Below are 17,621 nucleotides of genomic sequence, written 5' to 3'. Positions count from 1 at the left end.
AAAAGGGGAAGTCTATTTCGAAGAATCTTCCTTTCTTGAGAATTCAACCGATTCCAATAAACTTCCGGAACCAAAAGGGAATCTGTTCCAACAACACTTTCTATCAAAGTAGATTCAATTTTTTGACCGTCATTGAATAAAAGTATATCCATACTAGAAAACGGTTCTTCTACCCTTCTAAACGGAACGGTTTATAAAAAAAAATTTAGAAAGAAGCAAAATATTATAATAACATGAGTCGGGTCCGGGTCTTGAAAACGGGAGGACTAACCCGGAGAAGGGGTAGCGGAAGCCTTCGGCTGCAGCGAGGGGAAGGCATTCCCCTTCAAAAGACAGAATTGAAATACGATAGAATTGTTGAAAAATGCCATATAGCAACGATTAACAAAACTGTTTTAATCTACCATTTCCATAAAACAGAATTAATTTTTCAAAAGCTCTAATATCTCCCAGATTTAATAATTATTTATATTATAATGTACTAAAATATAAATCGCCACCGCTTTTCCAAGAAACGCCTAGAACACAACCGTTTCCTTATTTCAACCCTCTAAATTCTTATTTACTACTCAGACGCATGAAAACAATACTATGCTGAGTTTGTTTAAAACTTAGAATGTAGGACTTCCAAGTAGTAAACGTGAATTTTATCAAAACGCTCACAATAGTATGGATCCTAAGTTTCCCAAATCGTATAAGGCACAAATGGAATTCACAAAATTTGTAGTGTGTGTATATTTTAAAAATTTCTTTCCTTTGAAATCGAATCTTAATTTATCTTATAAAAATACAAAAATTGAACATCGTAACTTTTATGAAAACATACGCAGATCTTCACAATCATCTTTATGGATCGATCACTTCCGAATTTTTATATGAGTTGGGAAAATCCAACCCTTCTCCTCGTTGGGAAATTTTTACCAATTCATATCTACAATGTTTTGGTAAAAAAATTTCTACAGAAACTTTTTTCCAAGATTATCAAGATCCAAATTCTTTTCGTAAATTTTATCAGTTCAACCACAGAGGTCCTTTTTCTGAATTTCAGGCAAAGTTTAATCTAATCATTGCTTTATCTAAGTTCGATCCTGCCGAAATCTCATTAGTCGCTACTCGAATTGTAGAAGATCAGTTCCACCAAGGTGTAACTTATGGAGAATATAGATTGATGTATTCTCCCTTGGAAACAGAACTTGGAATTTACGAAAAAACCTTAGCCGCCTGTGAAGGTTTGGCGCTTGGTGAGGAAAAAACCGGCGGCCTTGCCAAAGGTAAACTTGTAATTTCCTTACACAGAGACGGAGACGTATTTCAGGAATATTTAATTTATAAAAATATTATGGAAAAAAATTCCTTGATTCGAAATTACCTAGTAGGATTAGATTTTTGTTATATAGAAGAAGGATTTCCTCCCAAGGGGAAAAGAAAATTTTTCCAAGAAGTAAACAAAGATAACCAAGCTGAAAAGAACACAGCACTTGCAATTCTTTATCACGTAGGAGAGAGTTTCCAAGACAAATCAATTTTATCCGCTTCTAGATGGGTTTTAGAATCCGCGGAATGGGGGGCCCACCGCCTTGGACACGCAATCGCTCTTGGACTTCATCCTTCCGAAAAAATGAAAGATAAAATTACAGAACCTAAATCGGAAAGATTGGACCAACTTCAACTTTACTACGATCGAAAAGAGGAATTAGATTCTTATTTTGAAGCTCCTTCGAGAGAAAAAATCGGAAACGAAATCGACTCTCTCAAACATAAGGAAATTATTGAATTGAAAATTGATTTTTCTTTTCTAGAAGAATGTATCGGCTTTCAAAATTACTGCATTTCTAAAATCAAACAAACAAACGCAATCATCGAGTCCTGCCCAAGTTCGAACGAATATATCGGAATGGTAGTCAATCCAGAATCTCATCCGATTCTTCGTTTTGCAAAGAATGATATGAAATTTACAATCTCCACGGACGACCCCGGAATTTTTGGAACCTCGATCAAAGAAGAATTTTCCAAGGCGGCAAAGATCGGTCTTAGCGCCGAAGTTTTGGAAACGGTCAGACGGAATTCTTTTTTATTTACTTCGGAAATCCTAAGCGGAAAAAAATCGTCTTCTGAATTCTAAGTTTTAGAAAGTTTTTAAAAAATTGTGGTAGTTCCCACAGATTACGTCTCTTTCGGCGGTTTGTGAGTTTTAAATAGCTTTTTTGTTATAAATATGTGCGCGAGTTTACACTTTCAAGCTCTTATTGGGAGAACTCTAAAAATCCTTGCCTCAACCTATGTCTAAAAGATTTTAGAAGAAAGCCATGCAAAAATTACAAGAAATCCGCAAGAATCGACTGAATTTTGTTCGAAACTGCGAAACACTTGTAAATAAAAATGGAACAAGTCGTAAAAAAACTCAAAGTTTCTCTGCCAATTTTTTCAACGAAACAACATGGTTCCGATTTCATAAAATCATCCAACTTACGACAATACTTCTTATCTTTTCTTTTTTGAATCCTAAGTCACTAACCTCTCAGAGCCAAACGGATTTTTCAGATCCTTATGATTTTAATCTAAGAAACTATAAAGATTCTCAAACTCGAGAAGTGTTTCAGGAATATACAATTCCTCCTACTTTCAAAAAACCGGCCTTAATTTCTCCTAAAAACGTTCAGATTCCTTTTGAAAGTCCCTTTCCCGCTACAGGAGGAGGATTACGAAGAACCACAACCCCAAACACGGAAAGAAAACAGGATAGTCTGATCAACCCTCTTACCGGTAATATCAACGTAGAAACGATTCTTCAAAGACAGGCACAACAACAAACGGATAAAAAAAGAAAACAAAATCAAGTTTTCGAAGAAGAAAAATATACCGAAACCACGTTTCGTCGTTTTACCATTATCTTTTTTATGACACTTCCAATCACCCTAGGAATAGGGTATGCAATAGCCGCCAATGCAAGAGTTCCGGGCTATCATAAATTTCAAAAAACTTTTGGAGGCTCGATTTTTATTTTTACTTTCGGGACCAGTCTTGCTTTTGCAAACGCCTGGCACGACATGAAAGAATACGAATCCATGAAAAAGGAGAATCAACCAGAGTCTCCTCCCGTAGAACCCACATCCGTGGACTCTCTAGGTTTCGGCAATTCGCTTCCTATCTCCGGTTCGGCCTCGACCTCTCCGGTTCCAGGAAGAGAATATAAACTGGAGATCTCGCTCTTTAACGTCAGTTTCTAATGAACTCCGTTAAGGATATTATATTCAAATTATCGAATATAAGAAGAAATATAACTATTTTTTATCAAACTAAAGTCTATCCCTTTCTAAGAATTTATTATTCTATCTGTGGAACCATTTCTCTTTGTCTTTTGGTTTTGATCTACGGATTTTATTATCCACACGAATGGACCCATTGGATTCGATTGCTCGTAAACGTAATTGTAGTTTCTCTTGTGGTTTACGAAGCACTTTCGTTTATTTTTGTAGAAAACAATCTATTTGATTATCTGAAAACACACAAAACGGAAGCAATCGTTGTTTTTCTAATCGTATTTCAAGAAATCATCAGTCAAGAAATTTATGAAATTCTAACTCTCGATTCTTTAAGTGGAGAAGATGCAAGTTTGGCTTTTTTATCTTTGAGCCAATTATTTCTTTTATTCAGTAACTTTTCTAGACTGATCCGAAAAACCGAACTTCTTAATTACAGACAAATCAGCCCATCCTTAGTCATAGCGGTAAGTTTCGGAATTTTGATTCTTTTAGGTACACTCGCATTATCTTTACCAAGAGCCCAAGCGATTTCGATTTCTACGATAGACGTTTTTTTTACAGTAGTAAGTGCGGTTTGTGTCACCGGTTTGAGTACAATTTCTGTTTCCACTCAACTGACCGGGACCGGACAAACGATCCTGATGATTTTGATCCAAATCGGCGGACTCGGTTTGATGACTCTTACCGTTTTTTTTGCGATCTTTTTGGCGGGCCAAGTCAGCGTCACAAATAAACTTCTAATTAAAGATCTGTTCAGCCAAGAAAGTGTAGGACGAGCTTCCTCCGTTTTAAAACAAGTAGCCGCTCAAACTTTTCTAATAGAAGCGATCGGAGTTTTATTGATCTTTATCTGTTATCCGGATCCAAACGAAACGGATCTTAAAAATAAAATTTTTTATTCCTTGTTTCATTCGGTAAGTTCGTTTTGTAACGCAGGTTTTTCCACTTTTCCGCAGGGATTTGAAACTGATTGGATGTTAAACCAAAAAGAATTCTTATCCGTGGTGATGATTTTAATCGTACTCGGAGGTTTGGGTTTTCCAACGGTAAATCACTTAATTCAATGGGTATTAAAGATCGGAAGTTATCCCAAAAGAATGGAACTAGGTGTAAAACTAATTCTGACTGTAACCGTCAGTTTGATCTTATTCGGAATGGTTTCCTATTACGTTTTGGAAAGAAAAGAAACTCTTTACGGGTTAAACATAATAGACGGAATGTTTCATTCCCTTTTTTATTCCATCAGTTCAAGGACCGCTGGTTTTAATACATTAAGTATTTCTAAAATGGGAACTCCTATGATTTTTGTTAGTCTTTTTTTAATGTGGGTAGGCGCATCACCTAACGGAACAGGAGGTGGAATCAAAACGACTACTCTTGCAATTTCAGTATTACATCTATTCAATCATATTCGAGGAAAGGAAGAATTAGAAGTTTTTGGAAGAAAAATTTCTTCTGGAACTACTTCCAGAGCTTCCGCAGGAATTTTAGTTTCTTTATTTTTAATTTTTTTTGGAATTTTCTTTTTAACCTGTACTGAAAACTCCGCATTTTTAGATCTTTGTTACGAAGTAGTTTCCGCATTTGGAACCGCGGGACTTTCTAGAGGAATCACTCCTTCTCTCACTTCGGCAGGTAAACTTTTAATCTGTCTAATGATGTTTTGCGGTCGAGTTGGGATGTTGACCATACTGATCGCACTTGTTCCTAAAGAAAAAAAATCCGGGCTTAAGTTTCCGGAAGAATCGATCATAGTAGGGTAAAGGAGAACTTTCATGGCGATTAAAAGAAAAAATAAAACTCTCAAAAAAAGAATCGCAGTTATAGGTCTGGGAGAATTCGGCAAGGCTCTAGTCGCTTATTTGAACGAAAACGGACACGAGGTTACCGCGATAGACAAAGACATAAAAATCATAGAAGAAATTAAAGACTTTTGCGCTCTCGCTGTATGTGTGGATACCAGCAATCGAACTTCATTAGAAGAATTAGATTTAGAAGACATGGATGAAATCGTAGTCGCACTTGCTGAAAATTTCGAATCATTGATCACAACTGCATACAATTTAAAAGCGATGAATCTGAAATCGTTACACATACGTTATCATTCCGAATTGAATCGTAAAATACTTCAGATGATTGGAATCGAAAACCTTTTCAATCCGGAAGAAAGAGCGGCAGCTTCCATGGCAGAACAACTGAGTTATCAAGGAGTTAAAAAGGCTACTTTATTAAGCGAAGAGTATAGTCTTTTCGAAGTGGAAATTTCACCTCTTCTTTACGGTACAAAACTAAAAGAACTTAACCTTAGGGAAAATTTTCAGCTCAACTTAGTTGCAATTAGAAGAGCGGAATTAAACGGAAACGAATCGGAAGGGGGAGTATTTCTCCCCGATTCCAAAACAGTATTCCGAGAAAAGGAAATACTGATCTTATTTGGAAATTCCGAAAGTATAAAACGGTTTATCAGCGCCTATCCCATCGGATAAGGTATTTCTTTGGAAACTTCATCTATCTTTTTTAAAATATCTTCCGATAAAATCACATTCGTAGCCTTTAGACTTTCTTCCAATTGTTCCGCGGTATTTGCTCCGATAATCGTAGAAGCAACGTAGTCGTGCTGTTTAGACCAAGCAACCGCAAGAACTGTAACCGATATTCCAGCCTCCTGTGCAATCTTCATTAATTTTTGGGTAGAAGCCAAAGTGCCTTCGTTTAAAAAACGATGAGCCATCTTTTTTTGTCTTTCTCCAGAATTTAGATAACGGCTAAATCTAGCATTCTGAGGAGGATTGGAAGAATTGTATTTTCCCGAAAGAACTCCACCCGCAATCGGAGAATAAGGCAAAAGACTCACACCTTCTCTTTTACAAACGTCGGATAACGCGTCCTCAAATCTTCGGTTTAATATGCTGAAATTATTTTGAATGGACTCATAACGTGATAAACCAAATTTTTCAGAAACAGAGAGACTTTTCATCATTCCCCATGCAGTTTCATTGCTGTTACCGATATAACGAACCTTTCCTTCTCGAATCAGTTCCGTCAGAACTTGGAGAGTTTCTTCGTAACCGAAATCATGATCCGGCCAATGTGTTTGATAGAGATCTACAAAGTCTGTTCCCAAACGTCTTAGACTTCCTTCGATTGCTGCTCTGATGTTTTTTCGATCCAACGCGGTTTTCCCTTCTCGAATTGGAGGAGAAAACCAACCATGTCCAGGACCACAGACTTTAGTGGCGATCAAAATAGAATCTCTCTTTTTCGTCTTTAGCCACTTTCCAAAAATTTTTTCCGTCTCATGCACATAACTAACGTCAGGCGGAACTGGATAAACTTCAGCTGTATCGTAGAAATCGATTCCCGCGTCGTAGGCCCTATCTAAAATTCGAAACGCCTCCGTCTCGTCACAAGTGGACCCAAAGGTCATCGTTCCCATACAAATTTCGGAAACGACCATACCCGATTTTCCCAGTCTTCTTTTTTTCAATTCAATTCCTCCGTTTAAAGTCAAAAATGAGTCTTCAATTGGCAAAGGCAATCCGAAACGTTTTCAAATAAACATTCGAAAAACAAATTATAAGGAATTGATTCATCGTATCTAAAACGAATTGAAAAAATTTTGCGTATTATATTTACATAAATACTACAAAAGTTTAAACGTAAAAAACACTGTGCGACTCTAACATTATGTACATTTTAAGCACATTGGAATTTTATTTCATAAAGCTTCCCTTTAGTAGAACTTTTGAATATTTTTTGCTATTTTTGATTCTAATATAGTATAAAATCATAAAACTTCGTCCTAAAATTTATCGCAAGAGGTAAAGAATTTTGGATCCAGATTCACTTTACGATCATGAGAAATACGAAAACCTCATGCCCTCGTATTTGCATCTGAAAAACGAGGCAGACGCCACCGATCAAGAGGCAATTTCTTTAAATCCAAAAGAAATAGAAATCCTCTATCAAATTAGAAACCATACGACTTTGGAAGGTTTTTTTTCAGGTAAAATCTTAAAGGTATGGAAAGACGAAGGTTCCAAACCTATCTATATAAATACTTTAAAGAAACTTTCCAACGAAAATTTAATCCTAGTCTTTCCGGAATTTAAATTTTTAAAAGAAACGAATCAACTTACGATTTGCCTTTGTCTCATTTCAGAAAAAGAATTCAAAAATTCTAATCGAGAAAAATTAAAAGAGATTTATCTAAATAGCCTGAGTAAATCCACGCTGGCAATTCAAAACTATATTTTGACAAGTGAACCTTTCCAAATCAGCGAATTGATGTCTATATTTGAATATTTAATTGCAGAAAACGCAGAAGGAAACTTTATTAAACAATCTTTTAATATCAAAAACTGGATTCATACCTTCACATTCAAAGAACTTTTAAAAGAGGAAGTGATTGAAGATTCGGTCCAATTTATTTTAGAAAACATTCAAGAAAACGAATATATTGCTGTCACAAAAAGTATCGGATTGTTTCATTTAACGGACGAACTTGTCGAAAAAGCGTTTGAAATTTTAAAAGAATACTATCTCAACCAGTTTTCTCAAAAATTGAAAGAAAATTATCAAAACGCCTGGAAACTAATTTCGAAAAATCGAAAGAACATAGTGGTAGACGTCAATTATTCTGGTCCCATTTCAGGTCTCGAAGAAAAATTCGTTTCGGAAGAACTAAAGATCATAGGCGAAAATTTAAACGATTTGATTCCGAAAACATTTCGGGATTTTTTGATCATAGCAAATTATATTTCACAAAAACACGATCAGGAAAGAGATCACAGCAGCACCTCTGAAACAGAACTGAAATCGATTAAGATGTTAAAAACGATAATGGTCATGAAAAGTCCCAACTTATCACAGTTTGTCATTATCAATTCGGACGAGGATCGGGAATTTTCCCATTCCATAGTGGACAACCTCAGAAGAGACCCGGATTGTATTTCCTGCGATTGGTATGAAAAAGGAAAAAAGATGGAGTGTTTTTGTAGTAAAAAAGAGGACATCGTTATTTCCTTGATGAAACTAATGACGGAAAAATACGCTTTCAAAAAAGAGACTATTAGAAATTTCTTATACCTTTTAAAAAAAGAAAAAAATAATCTCGGAAACTTATACCAGAACGCAAATTTTAAACCGGCTCTAATACAATTAAAATATTCTTGTTATAAAGAAAACCTTTCTTGGTTTTCTAAAATATTAAATTTTTTAGGAATTTATAAATTGCTCGAAACTTATTTAGAACACGAGGAATCCATCGTCCAATTTGAACAACTCAACAGAGAAATTGCATATAAGGAAAATCGAAAAAAGCAATTGGAAAAAATTAGAGCAGAATGGCTTAGAGAAATCGAAACTGATTTCAACTTAGTTACGGAAGAACAAGCAGAATCCTAAAAATAGAAAATAGAGCCGACTTATCGGTGTTATACGTAAATTATTTTTTAATTTCAAAAGTTCTAAAGTTTCCTTTCGGATCTTCCCAATTAATCAAAGTTTCTTTTACCTCAGAACCTTTAGGACCTCTTTGAATCGCTTTGTAGAGATCTTCTATAAACATTTTATCTCCTTCCACGACAGTTTCCACTTCCCCACCCGGAAGGTTTTGAGTATAACCGCTAAGTCTACATTCTTGTGCTCTCTGAAGAATATAATATCGAAAACCTACTCCTTGAACCTTTCCTCGAACTAAAATTTTCGCTCTTGAATTATTTTTAGATCCCATTAAATTCCTCCGTCTTACTTTCCAAATTCACCATCCAAGCAGAAAAGTCCTTAAAAAAAATCCAAAGAACTTCTTTAACAGAAACTTCCGCATCCCAATCGTCCAAAACCTTACGATAACAAGACAGCCAAACCCTTCTCGCTTTTTCATCGATTGGGAACGGAAGATGTCTAACGCGCATTTTAGGAGGCCCGTAGTTTTGAGAATACAAAGGCGGACCACCTGTTAACTGAATTAAAAAATCTGCGGATTTTATTTTACTCTCTTCCAGATTTTCCGGAAACATAAAAGCGATCGAACTCAATGGAATCTGATCGTAAAAATCGGAAACCAACTCTCGAAGACGATTTTCGCCAACAGAAACAAAAACCGATTGTAAACCAGGAATCAGTCCGGGAGGTCCACCAGGAGGAATGAAAAAGGACATTACGATCTATTTTCCAATGTCTTGTAAAAAGTTTTGAATCTTAGGTTCAAAGTAATTTATAACTTTATAATATACATCTTTTTTAAAAGGAACGACTGTATTCAAAGTATCCTTTATGGGAATAAAACGAACCGTTCCAAACTCTCTTTCGTGAATATCCAAGCGACATTGATCCGCTTCTCCGTCCCAATAGATAAGAAACCACTTTTGAAGTTGCCCCTTATATTTTTGAAGATGGCGGTTCAGAGGAAGATTTTCGGGAAAATCATAGGGAATCCAGTCTGGGTATTCAGTCATGATTTTTCCGGAATCAATTCCGACTTCTTCATACAATTCTCTCATAGCTGCCTTGATCGGATCTTCATCGTCGTCAATTCCGCCTTGTGGAAATTGCCAAGAACCCAAAAAGTTCAACCTTTCTCCAACTAGAACCTCTCCGCGAGAGTTAAATACGACCATCCCGACATTTTTTCGGTAGGGTTTTTCCATACGAATAAGCTCCTGCTAGCGCTATTCTATGACAAGAAGTTTTAAAACCGTTTGTTTGAATCTCAATACTATAACGCAGATAACTAAAATCTATCTCAAAAATACTTTATCTTTTGCTTAAAATGTCGAATTCTAAAATGTTTTTGAGATGGCTTTTAACACAAAATCTATCTTTTTAATCAGTGAATTCGATTTTAAAAAATCGTTATGCAAGATTGAATCATTTTGGAAATTATTTTACAATGAAACTACTCGAAGAACAAATCCTTTCTATAAAATCTCTTTTGATAGTAACGTTAAGAATTCAGTTGCAAATTTTATACTCTTTTAGAAATGATAACTTGAGAACAATTTCTAAGAAGTATGGCTTAGGGTAAATTCTCATCGCATTTAGGAGTTTAATTTTCACCGATGCAATTACGTAAAAAAACTTCACGATCTCATATCTTCCATGAAAAGGATTTCGAGATCAAACCCTCTTCGATTCCTGGAATTGGAATGGGATTATTCCCAAAAGAAAACGTAAACAAAGGTGATACCATCGGATATTATACTGGAAAAATTCTTACGGATAAAACTGCAAACTCATCTAAATACTGCGAATCTAAATATTTACTTTGGATCTGTAAAGATCATTGGATTTACGGAGAAGGAAAAGAAAGTAACTACACTCGCTTTATGAATCATAGTTCCAAACCGAACGTAAGACTAGTAGTATCCGTTCGTTGGAAAACTGCAAGATTTGAAGCCATCCGAAAAATTAAGTTGGGAGAAGAATTATTTTTCGATTATGGCGATGAATATTGGATCAACACAGACATAGATCCGATCGAAAGGAATTAAAAATCATCCAAAAAACGGATTCGAACTGTTGTTCTTTTACTCAATTTTTTATTGAATGAGGATCGTATAACGAAAGGTAATTCATTGAAAAATTTAATTTTAAGGGAATCTTTATAAAACAAATTTTTGATCTCGCCGCCAAACAGCGATTTCATGCAGAAATCTGATAATAGAGTCATTCTTTTTAGATTTTATAGAAATCTATTAATTTCTATTGATTACTACTAATCTTATTATAAAATTAAAATATCCTAAATTTTTATCCCCAAACGCAACTAACGCGAATATTGATTTACCAACTTTTTCATAGTTATTGGGAAGTTTGTAAAAAGACCGTCCACTCCAAGATCTAAAAATCGTTTCATATCTTTTTTTTCGTTCACTGTATAAATTACGCTTAGAAAATTTTTTTCAGATATTGATTTTAAATTTTCTTCCGAAGCATCTTCCATAGAAGGATGAATACTCCAGGCCCTAATCTTTTCACCAAAAATGACTGCTTCCGAAACGTCCCCACTTCCATCTCCAACAAGAACACCTAACTTTACTTGCGAATCTATATTTCTAATTCTTTCTAAACATTCCCAAGAAAAAGAGGAAATTACAACTCGATGAAACATTTGAAGTCTGTGAATTAAATGTAAAATACGTAATTCGATAGAATTTTCATTTATGGACGAATCAAGTGCGCTTGATTTGATTTCAATATTTAAATCGGTCTTGGATTTTTGAATTAAACGTAATACATCTTTTAAGAAAGGAATTTTTTCTTTTTTAAACTTTCGAGCAAACCACGAGCCTGCGTCAAGTTCGCTTAATATTTCCGCTTTAAACTTACGAACATTTCCTACCAACTTTGTAGTTCGATCCAAATCGTCGTCGTGAATAACTACAATTTCTCTATCTTCGGAAAGAGTTACATCTAATTCGATCAAATCCGACTTCGAATGAATCGCCTTTTGAAACGCAATCATAGTATTTTCCGGAAATTCTCCGCTAAAACCTCGATGTGCAAAAACCAAGGGGCGTTTTAAATCGTTCCGATTTTTAATATTCTCAATCATATTCTATTTTATGAATATACTTATAAAGCCAGACTACAACAAAAAGCTATACTTGAAGCCAATGGTAAATTTGAAAAGGATAAGAAAGGATTCAGGCGGGTTAGGGATCCCGCCCGAGAGAGAAAGTCACGATTCTTATTTAGAAACGGTAGCTTTTCCAGCAGTAGTATTTTTGATCGCTTCTGCCACTTCGTTGATTTTTGCCTTTACGGCTTCGATTTGACCTTCAGGGATTTTGTTTTTAATCTCTTCAGTGATTTTGTTATAGTTCTCGATGATTTTAGATCTGGTCTCTTCGTAGTTTTTGCCAGCAACAGAAGTCACTTCCTTAATATCGTTGATAACTTTATCAACGGTTTCGCGGATCTTTACAGTCGCCTCAGAATTATCAGAAGCTCCTTTTGTGACTAATTCTGAATAGGTTTTTTCAAGATCAGCTTTCGCTTTACCCAGACCTTCTTGACTAGCTTTGATGAGTCCCAGACCCGCATTTAGAACATCTAGAATTTGCTTTTCCATTCAATTTTTCTCCTTAAGATCGTTTCTTTTCTTGTGCATCGCACAATCCTTTTATATTGCAGCGCACAATTTAAGTCAATTGAAAAAAGAAAAAAATTCCTCAAATTTACAATTTTTTTAAGATAACTGCAAATTTTGCTCAATGCTTATGTTTAATTGTGATCATAAATTTAACGTGATTTGGTCTAAAAAACCCAATTTTTCCGTAAAAAATAATATGTGGGAACTCATATGAACTTTAATCACGGAATTGAATGTTTAAAAATTTAGAATGTAACTTAATTTTGTAGGAACTACCACAAATCTATGTTTACAAATAAATTTTGAAAACGTGGGAACCACCATGCTATTCACTAACGACTTCATAATTCTAATCTATTGAAAAAGTCTTTTCGACAATTCTTAACTTAAAAAAGACAAATACCTTATTTCTTAGGCAAAATCAAAAAAATTTTTCCTTGGGTGTTAACCCTTCCTGCTTGATATTCAGCCATCTCTCCAGTTCCCAAAAAATAATCCAAACGACCGTGCCCTGTAATTTGAGATCCTCGATCATGAACAAATACAATTCTATTTTTTTCAGTTAAAACAGAAGATTCAAAAGAAATCAAAACAGGAATCCCCAAAGGAATTCTTGGATCCATCGCAACAGATCGTTTCGGAATCAGTTCAATTCCCCCACTTCCTCGAGGTGCAGAAGATTCCCGTTTAAAAAAAATATATCTTGGATTTTTGAGGATCGCGGTTTCAACCTCTTTGGGATATTTAAGAATACAATTTTTTAAATCAGAAGGAATCAAACTACTACAAATTCCCTTTAGAGATTCTGCAGGACTCAGATATTCCTTTCCATTATCTGCTGAATACGTTATGCGAAACGGAGTATAATCCGGGACTTTTACAAGAGCTGAACCTTCTAATTGTGCAAGATGTAAATCCACAATTCTGACGTATACGATCGCCTTTGATCGATTCTTCCAAACGGAAGAATGAGACAACTCAGCTCTAGTTTCATACGGAACAAAAACTTCATTTACAATTTTGCCAACCGATTTTTCATTTCCGTCCTTTTTTACAATTAAATCGGAAGGAATTTCTAAAACTGGATAAATAAAATCCCCTTCTGGATAAAATCTTCCCTCTATTATAACTTCATAATACGCTGTAATTCTTCCAAAAGCTTCATCCTTTGTTTCCAAAAGTAGAAACGAATTTTGAAATTGGATTTTCCTAGATTCTGGATCTTTTTCGCGAAGAATTCTTTTTAAAATCTTTAAGGAATTCAATATTTGATTTTTATGATATGTAATTTGTTGGACTTGAGTCTTCCAATTGGAAGGAAGTCTTTGGTAATATGATTCAGATTCTTTTAAAGCTCGATCTAAGGAATCAAAATCTTCCGGTTGTAAAATTGAATCGGACTTTTGAATGAAAATAAATCCAGATTTTTCTAACTCTTTTGAGTACAATGAATATATTCCAAATACAACAAAACAAATAAAAACGGATAACAAACGCATTTTATAGATGACTCAACATTTAATTTAAAATCTTACTTCTCAAACTTGGATCTGTTTCAAATTTATGGTATCTAATTATATAGAAATTATAAATCACTTATCTTACAAAACGTAGTATTTCCCATAAATGAGTTTTATTTAAAAAGTTTAAGAATTTCTAACTATTTTTTTAAAGAGAACCCTCTGTATTTTACTACTTGGAATAGTGTCAAAAGCTAACGAACAATTTTATCAAAGATGTAGAAATTTTCAAAAAATTGCATCTACCACAGATTGGTTGGCTTTTTTGAAGAAGATTCTAAATTTTGAAATAAGCTCAGTATTCTAATATTGCCCGAGTAGCAATTAGATGTAGTCGTAAAACAACGATTTTTATATGTCTTCGTAGTAATTCCTATCTCTATACAATTCCACTTCATAGATAACTTTCAGTAAAATAAATTTTTTCGCGAGAAAATCGCAATTAGTTAACTGTGTGCACTTCTAATTCGTGTCGAAAAAACTATAACATTTTATCGAAAAGTAAAATTCGGCAGTAATTTTTTTAAATAGTAAAGTGAATTTGACGTAAAAAAATTCGAGCTTATCACAGACAGCCGACCGGGCTCTTAGTTCTGATCAATAAATTGTATAAAGGAAACATGATACAATAATCGTTTTTAGTTTCAATAGAACGCTGTTTATCGAGCACTCATAAGCGAGACGCTGAGTTTTAAAGAGCGTTCTGCTGAGTTACCTTGCATCGATCCATTTCGCGTTAATTCACGTTAAATAGAATCGGGAAATAACATCAATTTGTATTCAGAGGAAGTCATCCCGGTTAAGGTTTTAAAGGACTTTTCCATTTCCCTACCAGAAACAAAACCAGATCTATGCGCAATTTCTGAAGTTTTAAGATCTTTTCTAGTCTCCAAAAGATGTTTTGCTTCTTCCACTCTGTATCGATTGATATAAATTTCAAATGACTGAAGGTTAGAAAATTCTTGAACAAATCGGTCTAAATCGTTAGGAGCGACCCTGAGAATTTCCGCAAAATCCTTTTTACTTAATTCTGGATTCTTAAAAATTCGTTCCACTCTCAATAGATGATCCAAACTAAATTGAAGTTTATTTCGAAATTCCATACCTGGTATTTGAGTCGGAAGATTTAATTTTTCCTGCATTTGACGTATATCGTAAGCGCGACTTAAAAATTTCCTTTTTACAAATTTCTCCCGGTCTCTCAAGCTTACTGTAATTACTATATAAATTGAAGGAAGAGATAATAAATAAGCGTGTACGTAATATTCATTATATTTTAGTAAATCTAAATAGTATAAAATTGTAATTAATCCGCTTCCAATAATAGGGATCATACATAGAATTATTTTTCTAGCAGGAGAAAAAGACTTTATTATAGAAAATGTAGAACCTAAAACTAAAACCGAAACACAAACAAATGTCCACGATAAAATTTTTACGGCCAGGGCACGGTCTAAGATAAAAGAGGATAAAATTGCCAAACATATACTTATGATCATAGCTCCGAATAACAAAATACGAAAAATCTTATGAAGAGAAGACGGTAAAAGAAACTGAAACATAAAACAAACGGAACAAGCAAGAGTTAAAAAAGCGAATAACGTAGGCGTAATATTTTGAAATTCGGGTACGTTTGGCCATAGATATTTATATCCGTTTGCAAAACAAACCCAACCTTCCAGTGTTATAAACACAAGAAAGCCCATGATACTTAAATATATCGGATCAAGTGTTTGGCGGTAAATAAAACCGATCAATAGTATAATAAATAAACTTAATACTAACAAAAAAAGAATCAAAAGATTTCTATAATAATTTCCTTTTTGATATTCCAAACCAGATTCTAAAAAAATTGGAAAGTTGATAATAGAAGACGTTTTGATCCAAAGATAATATTGATTTTTTCCTTTTTGTATATCTAGAGGTTCCAAATAAAAAACAGGATAATAATCATCTATGGATCTTTCAGAATATCTAAAACGATCGCCGGTAACTTGAACGGAAGATTTTGCAAAAAGCGCCGCTCCGTCTAATGTTACTTGCGGAATTCTCAAAAAACATCTGGATCTTGGATACTGTTTAATGTTAAACCGAATCCAGACTGATTCTTTGATAAAACCCAATTTAAAAAACGAATTCTCTTTTGGTAAAAAAACGAGATTTTTTTTAGGCTCTTTAGGTACTTCGTTTGATAGATCAGAATCAAGAGCAAATTCGATTTGATCAAACTCGCAGATTTCGGGTTCAGGAGCGGAATGTACTCCTTTCGATAATACAAAAGATAAAAATAAGACCAAAAATAAAAACCGGCTGGTAAAAGTTCGTTGGAATTTAATGACGAAAAAGAGCATCTCAATCCATTTTGTTGGGTTTTATCAAAGAAAGTTTAACGCAATACAAATGATCGTGCCGCCTTAAAACTTGTTTCTATTTTACAAAAGATTTGTTCCGACAAAAACTCTAAGTAAAAATAGTATCAAGAGTTATCCTTAGAGTCAAGATCTCAAAACAAATTTGACCAAAATAATTCTAGTTTAATTACTTTATGAGTAATTTTTTTGAACGTTAAAATTTATTTTCGGAGTAACTTTTAGAGTTCGTGATTTCAATTTTTGCTGCTATTAATTTCAAAACTTTGTAACGGTTTAAAAATCAATAGTTAAAACTTTATAATATATCTAAGTTAAGAATTTTCAATAAGATTTGTTGAAAAAAATTTACTATAACTAAAGCAATTGTATCTTTATAAAAAATAAAGTTTTATGCAACGACTTATTGACAACGCGCTCCGAAACTCACAATTATCTTTTATTAGAAAGATCAAGCACAAAAACCTATTTTAGTTTTAGGAAAGGTTTTTATATATCGTTGCATTCAATTACTTATACTATCCAAAGAAAACATTACATTTACAAAATAGAGTTGTTGAAAAATGAATTCTATATTTGCTTCTGTTTTGTAGAAGCGGTCAATTAAAGCAATTTTATTAATCGCCATTATGAAATTTCTAATTATATGAGTTCCTATATCTTCCATTTTTGGAAAACATTCGTTTTTTACTTTTGTTACGTCAAATACACGTTGTTTAAAAACTTAATTTTTATCTTTGGTCTTTATAAAAGAAAGCCTCTATAAGATTTGCGGTACTTGATTTTATAGAGACAAACAAATCTCTACATATAAATTTCAAAACAAATCCACTGTTTAAGATGTGGGCTTTACAGTCTTTAACAGATGTATTATTAATTTATAATATTTTTTTAATTCTTTCTTTTCTTCTCACGTAAACTACTTTATCAAGTTCTGCTACAACCTTTCCAGTTTTAGAGTCATAAATTTTAGTTTGAAAAAATACATCCAATTTTCTTTTTTCATCCGCTTCTTTTCGAATTCTTTCTATTTCCTCCTTAGAAATCTCGAAGTCAGCAACCACCTTTCCTAATCCTGGAGCAATAAATCGAATTGTTGCGGCCTTATCCCAAACGATATATTCCCCTCCTAAATTTTCCATAAGGATCAACATGTAAAAAGGATCACACATTGAATAAAGCGAACCTCCAAAATGAGTTCCAACTAGATTCCGATTCCACCAATGAAGTTTCATCGATAGCTGAAAATGTGTAAAATCCTTACCTATTTTTTTATATCGAATTCCTGCTGCAAAATACGGAGGATAGAAGTTTAAAAAATAAAACCGAAGTTTTTGTCCTAAGTTCATATAGTTTGATACCAAACATTTTA

General features: G+C 33.9%; 16 protein-coding genes. 6 read left to right on the top strand and 10 right to left on the bottom strand.

All coding sequences use genetic code 11. From position 1 onward, the window contains the following. The coding region (locus LEP1GSC059_RS21285; protein ID WP_020980295.1) for a DUF1564 family protein at positions 1-152 on the bottom strand (152 nt) is incomplete at its 3' end. A 662-nt stretch (positions 153-814) separates the two neighbouring features. Between LEP1GSC059_RS21285 and LEP1GSC059_RS03630 the strand changes: the two genes are divergently transcribed. The 4 genes from LEP1GSC059_RS03630 (at position 815) to LEP1GSC059_RS03615 (ending at position 5,749) form a co-directional block, all read left to right on the top strand. Next, on the top strand, positions 815-2,122 hold the full coding sequence (locus LEP1GSC059_RS03630; protein WP_017215226.1) for an adenosine deaminase: 1,308 nt from the start codon (positions 815-817) through the stop codon (positions 2,120-2,122). A gap of 184 nt (positions 2,123-2,306) precedes the next feature. Further along, the gene (locus LEP1GSC059_RS03625; protein ID WP_017215225.1) at positions 2,307-3,227 is read left to right on the top strand and encodes a hypothetical protein; all 921 of its coding nucleotides are present in this window, start codon (positions 2,307-2,309) and stop codon (positions 3,225-3,227) included. Further along, a complete protein-coding gene (locus LEP1GSC059_RS03620; RefSeq protein WP_017215224.1) occupies positions 3,227-5,026 on the top strand; it encodes a TrkH family potassium uptake protein in 1,800 nt (599 codons plus the stop codon). Before LEP1GSC059_RS03625 ends, LEP1GSC059_RS03620 begins: the two co-directional genes overlap by 1 nt. A 12-nt stretch (positions 5,027-5,038) precedes the next feature. Then, a complete protein-coding gene (locus tag LEP1GSC059_RS03615) occupies positions 5,039-5,749 on the top strand; it encodes a potassium channel family protein (RefSeq protein WP_002148081.1) in 711 nt (236 codons plus the stop codon). Here LEP1GSC059_RS03615 and LEP1GSC059_RS03610 read toward each other — a convergent pair. Further along, entirely contained in the window at positions 5,734-6,750 is a 1,017-nt protein-coding gene (locus LEP1GSC059_RS03610; protein ID WP_036056996.1) for an aldo/keto reductase, read from the bottom strand. The two genes, LEP1GSC059_RS03615 and LEP1GSC059_RS03610, sit on opposite strands and share 16 nt — an antisense overlap. A gap of 344 nt (positions 6,751-7,094) precedes the next feature. Here LEP1GSC059_RS03610 and LEP1GSC059_RS03605 point away from each other — a divergent pair, with 344 nt between their 5' ends. After that, entirely contained in the window at positions 7,095-8,669 is a 1,575-nt protein-coding gene (locus tag LEP1GSC059_RS03605) for a hypothetical protein (RefSeq protein WP_020980298.1), read from the top strand. 40 nt (positions 8,670-8,709) lie between these two features. Here LEP1GSC059_RS03605 and LEP1GSC059_RS03600 read toward each other — a convergent pair whose 3' ends face one another. The 3 genes from LEP1GSC059_RS03600 to LEP1GSC059_RS03590 are packed head-to-tail and all read right to left on the bottom strand — an operon-like array spanning position 8,710 to position 9,913. Continuing rightward, positions 8,710-8,997: an acylphosphatase gene (locus LEP1GSC059_RS03600; RefSeq protein ID WP_002148116.1), complete on the bottom strand. Its 288-nt coding sequence runs from the start codon at positions 8,995-8,997 to the stop codon at positions 8,710-8,712. Beyond that, the gene (locus tag LEP1GSC059_RS03595; RefSeq protein WP_017215221.1) at positions 8,987-9,424 is read right to left on the bottom strand and encodes a globin domain-containing protein; all 438 of its coding nucleotides are present in this window, start codon (positions 9,422-9,424) and stop codon (positions 8,987-8,989) included. The genes LEP1GSC059_RS03600 and LEP1GSC059_RS03595 overlap by 11 nt, the downstream gene beginning before the upstream one ends. Positions 9,425-9,430: 6 nt before the next feature. Beyond that, the gene (locus LEP1GSC059_RS03590) at positions 9,431-9,913 is read right to left on the bottom strand and encodes an RNA pyrophosphohydrolase (RefSeq protein WP_017215220.1); all 483 of its coding nucleotides are present in this window, start codon (positions 9,911-9,913) and stop codon (positions 9,431-9,433) included. A 411-nt stretch (positions 9,914-10,324) separates the two neighbouring features. Here LEP1GSC059_RS03590 and LEP1GSC059_RS03580 point away from each other — a divergent pair, with 411 nt between their 5' ends. Beyond that, positions 10,325-10,756 (top strand): SET domain-containing protein, encoded by a 432-nt coding sequence (locus LEP1GSC059_RS03580; protein ID WP_002148079.1) that lies wholly within the window; start codon positions 10,325-10,327, stop codon positions 10,754-10,756. A 275-nt stretch (positions 10,757-11,031) separates the two neighbouring features. Here the strand turns inward: LEP1GSC059_RS03580 and LEP1GSC059_RS03575 are convergent, their stop codons facing one another. The 5 genes from LEP1GSC059_RS03575 to LEP1GSC059_RS03555 form a co-directional block, all read right to left on the bottom strand. After that, the gene (locus LEP1GSC059_RS03575; protein ID WP_020980301.1) at positions 11,032-11,820 is read right to left on the bottom strand and encodes a glycerophosphodiester phosphodiesterase; all 789 of its coding nucleotides are present in this window, start codon (positions 11,818-11,820) and stop codon (positions 11,032-11,034) included. A 135-nt stretch (positions 11,821-11,955) separates the two neighbouring features. Beyond that, a complete protein-coding gene (locus LEP1GSC059_RS03570) occupies positions 11,956-12,339 on the bottom strand; it encodes a phasin-related domain-containing protein (RefSeq protein ID WP_002179137.1) in 384 nt (127 codons plus the stop codon). Between the two features lie 425 nt (positions 12,340-12,764). Continuing rightward, positions 12,765-13,859 (bottom strand): MltA domain-containing protein, encoded by a 1,095-nt coding sequence (locus LEP1GSC059_RS03565; protein ID WP_036026655.1) that lies wholly within the window; start codon positions 13,857-13,859, stop codon positions 12,765-12,767. Positions 13,860-14,626: 767 nt separating this feature from the next. Beyond that, positions 14,627-16,231 (bottom strand): 7TM diverse intracellular signaling domain-containing protein, encoded by a 1,605-nt coding sequence (locus LEP1GSC059_RS03560; RefSeq protein WP_017215216.1) that lies wholly within the window; start codon positions 16,229-16,231, stop codon positions 14,627-14,629. Between the two features lie 896 nt (positions 16,232-17,127). Next, a complete protein-coding gene (locus tag LEP1GSC059_RS03555) occupies positions 17,128-17,598 on the bottom strand; it encodes a DUF4442 domain-containing protein (protein ID WP_002179161.1) in 471 nt (156 codons plus the stop codon). Positions 17,599-17,621: the final 23 nt, after the last annotated feature.

Source organism: Leptospira noguchii serovar Panama str. CZ214, from assembly GCF_000306255.2.
Classification (GTDB): domain Bacteria; phylum Spirochaetota; class Leptospiria; order Leptospirales; family Leptospiraceae; genus Leptospira; species Leptospira noguchii.
Note: the sequence above shows the minus strand (reverse complement) of the source record. Positions and strands in the feature narration are given on the sequence as shown.